Below are 8,030 nucleotides of genomic sequence, written 5' to 3'. Positions count from 1 at the left end.
GATGGTTGGAATAAAAGAAGAGGTTTTATCTCAAAGATTACCGCTAAAAACTGAACTTTTTCCACCAAAACCAAATCCCTTTACAAGAAAAACTCTGCTTTCTTATTCTTTATCTGAAGAATGTGATGTTTCTATTGTTATTTACAATCCTATTGGTCAAATTGTGAAGCAGGTTTATGTAAAGAAGCAGAAGCCAGGAATTTATTCTTTTATCTTTTCACCTGATAAACCTTTAAAAGGAGTTTACTTTCTCAAGTTTACCGCCAAAGAATACAAGGCGACAAGAAAACTTATTTTAATGTAAAAGAACAATTAGGAAATAGGTGCCTCTTCTGTAATTTTTAGGAGAGGCACATATCTTATTTAAAAGGATTTGACTTTTAAATATCTCTTATTATAATTTGGAAATATGAAAAAATTTCTTTCTTCTTGGGGACCGGTAATTGCGGTAGTCTTATTTTTACGTGCCTTTTTCTTAGAAGCCTTTATGGTGCCAACCGGCTCAATGGAAGATACAATTCTTGTTGGCGATTTTATGCTTGTTACCAAATTTGATTATGGTATAAAATTACCTTTTTCTAATAAAGTAATTATTGAAACTGGCAAACCAAAAAGGGGTGATATTGTTGTCTTTCGTTATCCTGTTGATCCAGATATGCCCCAACCAGAAGAGAAATATGTAAGGATTTTCCCCAAATGGTTTCCTTTACTACCCTTTTATTGGTCAAAAGAAAGAAATTTCTTCGTCTATTATGCGCCCAGGAATTTTATTAAAAGGTGTGTTGCTTTAAGTGGTGATACCGTAGAAATTAGAAATAAAAGACTTTATGTGAATGGCATCTTACAACAGGATACCTATGTTGTTCATAAAGATTATTTTACAACACCAGGAATTAACAATAAAAGTATGGAAGAATTTACAAAAATGTGGCAGGATTTAATTTTTATTAAAGATAAAAATTATGGCATATTGGTGAGAGATAATTTTGGGCCAGTCGTCGTTCCCGAAAGTTGTATCTTTGTTATGGGCGATAACCGAGATAATTCCGAAGATTCCCGATTTTGGGGACCTTTACATATCAAATATCTGAAAGGAAAACCTTTGGTTATCTATTTTTCATCCGACGCCGGTCCCAATTTATTAAGAATTATCTTCTCCCCTTTTAAAATTCGTTGGGAGCGGATAGGTCGGATATTAAGATAATGGACTTTTTTGAAGCTATCTCTGCTCGCCATTCGGTAAGAAATTTTTCTGATAAGGAAGTTGAAGATGAAAAGATAAAGAAAATTTTAGAAGCAGCCAGATTAGCACCTTCTTGGCAGAATCGTCAACCTTGGTATTTTATTGTGGTGAAAGATAAGGAATTGATAAAAAAGATTTCTGAATTCCGACCATTAACTTTGAATATTAATATCTTTTTAAAGAAAGCACCGGTAATTATTATTTTGGTTTCTAAAAAGGAATTATCAGGAACCCGTGCCGGTCTTGACTATTTTTTAGTTGATTGCGCAATCGCAATGGAGCATCTCATATTAGCGGCTACTGCTTTAGGTTTAGGAACCTGTTGGATTGGTGGTTTTGACGAGGAATACTTAAAAGAAATCTTAAAAATACCAAAGGATTTTAGAATTATTGCCTTGACACCATTGGGTTATCCCAAAGAAGAGAATCTTTTAGGAAAGGCAATTAAAACCTTTGCCCAAAGTAGAAAGAGAAAGGAATTAAAAGAGTTTGTCTTCTTAAATGAATGGGGAAAGAGATGGGAGTTCTGATAATTTTTTTAATAATTAATATGCCAATAATGGATTTAGATAGTATAAAACAAAAAATGAAAGGTTATGGTCTTTCTACTTTTTTTGGTATTTTACCTGATACCTTTGAATGCGAGATTATTGATGTGATGAAAGATGTTGAGCCAAAAAGAAATTTAATTATTGCTAAATTGTCAAAACAGAATTTAGAGAATAGTGGTGTGGTTAGCGGTATGTCAGGAAGTCCGGTATTTATTAATAATAAATTGATTGGTGCGGTTGCTTATGCTTGGGAGTTCCAGAAAGAGCCAATTTGTGGTATTACGCCAATCTACGAAATGCTCTATCCAGAAAGTTTTCCAAAAGGAAGGAATTTACCAATAAGAAATTATACCCTTCCCATCGCTTTAAGTAGCAATTTAGATAAAAAGGCAATAGAACTTTTCAAACAAATCTTTCCAGAAAATATCAAACCAATATTTCTACCAATGGGCAAAGGAGAAAAGGAAGATATTGAAATTGAACCTTCCTTGGGTTATGCCGTGGGCGCAACTTTTATTGATGGCGATTTGAAAGCAGCAGCGATTGGCACATTAACTTATATTAATAAGGATACTATTTATGCCTTTGGTCATCCCTTATTTAATTTTGGTGAATTAGAATTGCCTTTGGTCTTAGGGAAAATCCATTGTATAATGCCCGCCTATGATAATTCCTTTAAACTCTTCTCGCCAGTAAAAGAAATTGGTGTTATAAACTACGATTACCAAACAGCAATCAAAGGAATTTTAAATAAAAAGGCAAAGAAAATTCCCGTAAGAATAAAAATTACCAATGAAAATAAAAAAGAGATTTTTAACTATGAAATCTGTAACCATCATAAATTAATTCCCTTTTTATTACCTATCTGTCTCTCTTCTTCTTATTCTTCTTTTACTACCAAAACCCTTCTTAACTATACTATCCAAAATAAAATAAAATTAAAATTCCTTCTTAAAGATAGAGAAGAAGAGTTTATTTATGAAAAAATAAGTATTAGCGATGAACCAAGAAGTTGGGAACTTTATGATTTTTATAATGACTTAAAAACTATTTTGGAAAATCCCTTAGAAAAGATAACAATAAAGGAGTGCGAAATTGAAAGTGAAATTATCCCGGAAAAAAGAGCAGCAAAAATCTTAGATATCACTTTAAATAAAACCCGTTTTTTAATAAAAGATGAATTAAAAGTTAAAATAACTTTCCAAGATTTGGAAGGTAGAATTTTTGATAAAGAGATAAGTTTAAAAATTGATTTATCTCCTGCCCAATACTTTCTTTTTGTTGGCAATCCCGATGATTTCTTTGCTATTTTTCCTCAAAAGGAAGAAAAATCTTTCTCAAAACTTTTAGAAAATATTAAAAAGAGAAAAAGAGGGAACCTGCTAAAATTGGCTATCTATTCCCAAGCAAAGGGAATAATGTTAAAAGATTTGGGCTATTCCTTACCGTTATCACTAAAAAGATTAAAAGAGAAAAGCTTTTCCGAAACCTCTCCTTTTACTATCTGTTATGAAAAGGAAGACACTTTTAACTATTTTATTACCAATTCTAAAATTTTAACCTTTGAAGTTAAGGAGGAAAAATGAAGATTTTAATTTTTCTCTTATTTTTCTTAAAGGGTGAAAGAAATTTCCAAATAATGATTGATAAAGATTCAATGATTTATTTGTCGCCAACAATAGAAGAGGTCTTAAAAATTGAAGATGTCTATATCTATGATTTTACTGTTTCTCAAAAAGGAATTTTCTTAACCACCGGTGAGAAGGTTTATTTTGATGAGAAATTAATCTACGAAGAAAAAGAGGGAAACATCTTTTCTTTAACTACCGATGGAGAATACCTATATTTTGGACTCTCGCCCGAAAGTTTAATCTTCCAACTAAAAGATAATAAAATAATCAAAAAATATAAAATTCCAGCAAGCAACATTTTGAAAATGATTTCTTTTAATAAAAATATCTTTATTGGAACATCTTATCCAGCAATCATCTACCAAATTGGTAAAAAAGAAGATAAGATTTTACAAGAAATCCCTGATGAAAATATTTCAGCATTAAATTTTTATAAAGAGACTTTATATATTGGTACTTCTCCGAAGGGTTATCTTTATAGTTTGCCCATTAATAACCCAAAGGATTTAAAACTTCTTTTAGATTGTGAAGAAGAAGAGATTAAAGATATTGTTATCAAAGATAATATTTTATACTTTATCACCAATTCTGATAAAAAAATGCCTTCTTTATATTCTTTTGACAGAATAAAAAAAGAGTTAAAGGAAATTTTTTCTTTTTCTTGTTCTACATTATATTCTCTGGCAAGAATAGAAGAAACCCTATTCGTTGCGGGCAGTGACAAAGTTTTATATAAAATCATTCCGGAAAAAAATTGTTATTTAATTTATGGTTTTGACTGTGAAGCCTTGACCAAAATTCTTGCTTTTGAAAGAGAGCTTTATTTAGCCACCGGTTATCCACCAAGAATTTATAAATTAAAAAAGGAATTAGCAAAAGAAGGAAATTATTTATCACCAATTATTGATTTAAAATTTATCTCGCAGTTTGGCAAGATGGAAATTGAAAGTCATCTACCTTTATTCTCTTCTTATGAGGTTTATACGAGAAGCGGCAGTAATAATATCATCGATGAAACCTGGTCTAATTTTGAAAAATTGAAAGAGGGTAAGATAAAAAGTCCAGAAAATCGCTATTTTCAATATTTAATAAAATTAAAAGGCGAAAAAGCATCTCCAATTATTAAAAAAATCAGGTATTTTTATAAAAATATTAACCAGCCACCTACGATAAAAACAATTAATATCGAAGCCGATTCAGAAAATCCAAAAATAAAAATAATAAGATATGAAGTCTTTGACCCGAATAATGATTCTTTAATCCATACCTTATATTACCAAATAGCAAATGATAAAAATTGGTTTCTATTAGCAAAAGATATTAAAGAGAATGAATATAAATTAGATAGCAGAATTTTGCCTGACGGTTATTATAAAATAAAATTAATTAGCAGCGACGAAATAACCCAAATAAAAAGAGAAGCATTAAAAGATTCATTCATCTCCAACGAATTTTTAATTGATAACACACCACCAAAATTAGTATCCTTCGAGAAAGATAAGAAAAAGAAAGGCTATCAAATAAGAATAAAAATTATTGATTCCTTATCAATTATTAAAGGGTTTTATTATTCTCTTGACAACGAAAAGGAAGAAAAAATCTTGCCTACCGATGGAATTTTTGATGATAAAGAAGAAGAATTTCTATTAGAGATAGAAAAGAATAAATTTCTTTTAAATATTAGATTCTTTGATGAATACCTAAATGAAAAGAGATTAAATTGGTTAATTAAGTAAAACTATTTATGGGCAACAATTAAGTCAGCAATATGCCTTAAGGTCTCTTGGGTCTGGCGGTTCATCTCCTCAATTATTTCTTGAGTTCTTCTATTTATCTCTTCCATTCTCTTATTCCCTTCTTCAATAAGTTTTTGCGTCTCTCTTATCAACTCTTTTGCTCTTCTATCTTCTTCTTGAACTAATTTATCAGTTCTTTTAGAAAGAGATATGGTATATATAGCCAAAACCACACTGAATACTGCTAAAACAAGTGACATTACTCCTAAAATAATTGTAAATATTTCCATAAAATAATTATAAAATATTAAAAAATAAAAGTCAAATATTAGTTGCAATTTAGAAATTTTTTATTAAAATATTTTTGTGAAAAAATTTTTTATTTTTTTATTTTTGTTTAGTCTTTATGGAGTTATTGCCAAAGAGATTGACAAACCAACTGGTGATTGGTGTTATACCATTCCAGCCCTATTAGAGTTCCAGAAAGGAAAAAAATTACAAAGACCTAATCTTTCTGGTCCAGTAGAATATATTGAAAGGGAGAGATTTCGGGTTCATTACACCAGAAGTGGTGTTGATGCGGTAAGCCAAGTTTATGCGGAATCGGTTGCTTCCTATATTAGTTATTCTTGGGCAAAACAGATTGATACTTTAAATTGGCCTCCGCCACCGCCCGATTATGGTTTAGGTGGTGATGACCGCTTTGATGTCTATATCCATGCGATGCCCCAAGGTATTGGTGGTTATTGTGCACCGGAATATAACTATCCCAATCCTTATCCCAATGGTGCTACTTCTTATATCGCTATTGGTAATGATTTAAGTATTGGCGGATTCTTAAAAATTGTCTGTGCTCACGAGTTTAATCATGCTTTACAATTCCGCTTCAGTAGCCGAGAAGATAATTTCTGGTATGAGAACACCTCAACTTGGATGGAAGATGTCTGCTTTGAAGAGGTGAATAGTTATCTAAGTTATCTATCAACTTCTCCTGGACCATTGGCAACACCTTATTATCCAATCAATACTTTTATCCAAGGTGGACTTTTCCAATATGCTGGAGGAATTTGGGCAATGTTTTTAGAGGATAAATATGAAAGAGATTGTTTAAGAAAAATTTGGGAAAGGCAAGGGCAAATTGCTGGCAATAATACTTTAGAAGCCTTTGACTATGTTTTAAGAAATTTCTATAACAGTTCTCTTAATGATGCCTTAAAGGAATATGGAATTTGGCGATATTTTACTGGTAGCCGAGCCGATACAATAAGATTTTTTAAAGAAGGTAATCTATGGCCTTCTGTTTCAATAATGAGAACCCATAATTCCTATCCTGTTTCGGGAAATTCAGTATCTTACGAACCGGTTGTGCCTGGTGGTTGTGATTATATTCAGTTTGTTAATGGTGGTGGTAAATTATTTATCTCTTTTGATGGTGATGATGGCTTTAATTGGAAGGCAATTGTTATTGGTTATCAAAGAGAAGAACCCCAAATTTATGAGATAAATTTAAACAATCAGGCACAAGGACAAGACTCTTTTGATTGGCGATTAGAAAACAATTTTACTTTGATACCAATTGTTGCCCACTGGGAATATGGCATCGGTTATCAACTAAATTTTAATTACCAAGCAAATATCAGAATTTTACACGATGTTGGCGTTGAAAGGATTTCGGGCTTTCCTTCAATTAGTGACTCTAATTCAATAATCTATCCAAATGCCTTAATAAAAAATTACGGTCAATTTCAAGAGAATTTCCAAGTAAAACTAACCTGTGGTGATTTTTATACTGATATAAAAACAATTACTTTAAATCCCAATGATACCCAAACAATCTATTTTAACCCTTGCACCTTAAAAGGAAGGAATTACCAGTATTATAAATGCACAACCTTACTTGCTAATGATGAAAGACCAACAAATAATTTCAAAGAAGGAAGAATATTTATTCGGGTAAGAGATGTCGGAGTAGTAAGAATAATTGAACCAAATGGTTATATTGGTCAAGGAAGTTATATCCAACCAAAGGCAAGGATAAAAAATTTTGGTAATTTAAGGGAAGAGTTTGATGTTATCTTTACAATAAATAACTGGCAGACTCAGAAAAGAGTAGCAATAAGTGCTAATAATGAGATTGATATTATCTTTGATTCCTTATGGTATGCTTCCGATACTGGTCAATATGTCGCCAAATGTTCCACAAGATTAGATAATGACATAAACCCAAGTAATGATAAAAGAGAAGAAATCTTCTATGTAACCTTGCCAGCAGTAGAAGAAAAAGATTATTTTGTTATTAGCCGAAAGAAGTCCGATTTATTTATTAATAACTTAATAAAAGAGAATAAAAATATAGAAATTTATGATATTAACGGAAGGAACGTAGATAATAAGAGAATAAAGAAAGGTATTTACTATCTCTTAATAAAAGAGAAAAATATTTTTAGAAAACTTATCATAATTTAATTTAAAATCTTTAAGAAAATAAAGTAAAAAATCTATAAAAGAATTATTAGAAGAAAATAAAGAAAAATCAATAGAAAAATGAATACCAAAGCGTCTCCAAGGCTATATAGTAGATAGCCCCCTATGTGAACGGCCGAATTTAATTAAGTTGTGTAATTTCAATAACTTATATAAATTTTTTATGAAAGAAAAAGTTTCCATACAGGAAACTGGAAAATTGAGTTAAGTTATTGAAAATTAAGAACTTATAAAATCGTCCATTTTTCATATTTTAAAAATTTATTGGTGTCAATATAAAACCTTATATATTTAAGTTAATGGGAAATTAATAATGGAGGTTTCTATATCGTCGTATATCTTATCTATTTCTTTTTGGGTTTCAATAGTCTTTTCGATAGCGGTT

At 30.6% G+C, this 8,030-nt stretch carries 7 protein-coding genes; 6 read left to right on the top strand and 1 reads right to left on the bottom strand.

Features of this window, described 5'->3' with window-relative positions:
• From ABIK75_07965 to ABIK75_07945, 5 genes are all read left to right on the top strand, one after another.
• Positions 1 to 304: T9SS type A sorting domain-containing protein (locus ABIK75_07965; GenBank protein ID MEO0091023.1), on the top strand; the 304-nt coding region annotated here is incomplete at its 5' end.
• 105 nt (positions 305 to 409) lie between these two features.
• A complete protein-coding gene (gene lepB, locus ABIK75_07960) occupies positions 410 to 1,204 on the top strand; it encodes a signal peptidase I (GenBank protein MEO0091022.1) in 795 nt (264 codons plus the stop codon).
• The gene (locus tag ABIK75_07955; GenBank protein ID MEO0091021.1) at positions 1,204 to 1,773 is read left to right on the top strand and encodes a nitroreductase family protein; all 570 of its coding nucleotides are present in this window, start codon (positions 1,204 to 1,206) and stop codon (positions 1,771 to 1,773) included. Before lepB ends, ABIK75_07955 begins: the two co-directional genes overlap by 1 nt.
• Positions 1,761 to 3,380 carry a SpoIVB peptidase S55 domain-containing protein gene (locus ABIK75_07950; protein MEO0091020.1) on the top strand — a complete coding sequence of 540 codons (1,620 nt, stop codon included), beginning with the start codon at positions 1,761 to 1,763 and terminating at the stop codon, positions 3,378 to 3,380. Before ABIK75_07955 ends, ABIK75_07950 begins: the two co-directional genes overlap by 13 nt.
• The gene (locus tag ABIK75_07945) at positions 3,377 to 5,161 is read left to right on the top strand and encodes a hypothetical protein (protein MEO0091019.1); all 1,785 of its coding nucleotides are present in this window, start codon (positions 3,377 to 3,379) and stop codon (positions 5,159 to 5,161) included. Before ABIK75_07950 ends, ABIK75_07945 begins: the two co-directional genes overlap by 4 nt.
• A gap of 2 nt (positions 5,162 to 5,163) precedes the next feature.
• On the opposite strand, the gene ABIK75_07940 is transcribed toward ABIK75_07945, so the two are convergent.
• Complete coding sequence (locus tag ABIK75_07940; protein ID MEO0091018.1) at positions 5,164 to 5,451, bottom strand: hypothetical protein; 288 nt, start codon at positions 5,449 to 5,451, stop codon at positions 5,164 to 5,166.
• A gap of 76 nt (positions 5,452 to 5,527) precedes the next feature.
• Here ABIK75_07940 and ABIK75_07935 point away from each other — a divergent pair, with 76 nt between their 5' ends.
• Positions 5,528 to 7,627, top strand: a complete 2,100-nt coding sequence (locus ABIK75_07935; GenBank protein ID MEO0091017.1) for a T9SS type A sorting domain-containing protein — start codon at positions 5,528 to 5,530, stop codon at positions 7,625 to 7,627.
• The last annotated feature ends 403 nt before the right edge of the window (positions 7,628 to 8,030 follow it).

The organism is candidate division WOR-3 bacterium, assembly GCA_039801725.1.
In the GTDB taxonomy this organism is placed as follows: Bacteria; Hydrothermota; Tepidihabitantia; order Tepidihabitantales; family DTDR01; genus DTDR01.
Note: the sequence above shows the minus strand (reverse complement) of the source record. Positions and strands in the feature narration are given on the sequence as shown.

Coding starts and splice junctions, on each gene's coding strand:
- ABIK75_07950 (MEO0091020.1), top strand. CDS start 1,761: ATGGGAGTTCTGATAATTTTTTTAATAATTAATATGCCAATAATGGAT.
- lepB (MEO0091022.1), top strand. CDS start 410: ATGAAAAAATTTCTTTCTTCTTGGGGACCGGTAATTGCGGTAGTCTTA.
- ABIK75_07955 (MEO0091021.1), top strand. CDS start 1,204: ATGGACTTTTTTGAAGCTATCTCTGCTCGCCATTCGGTAAGAAATTTT.
- ABIK75_07945 (MEO0091019.1), top strand. CDS start 3,377: ATGAAGATTTTAATTTTTCTCTTATTTTTCTTAAAGGGTGAAAGAAAT.
- ABIK75_07940 (MEO0091018.1), bottom strand. CDS start 5,451: ATGGAAATATTTACAATTATTTTAGGAGTAATGTCACTTGTTTTAGCA.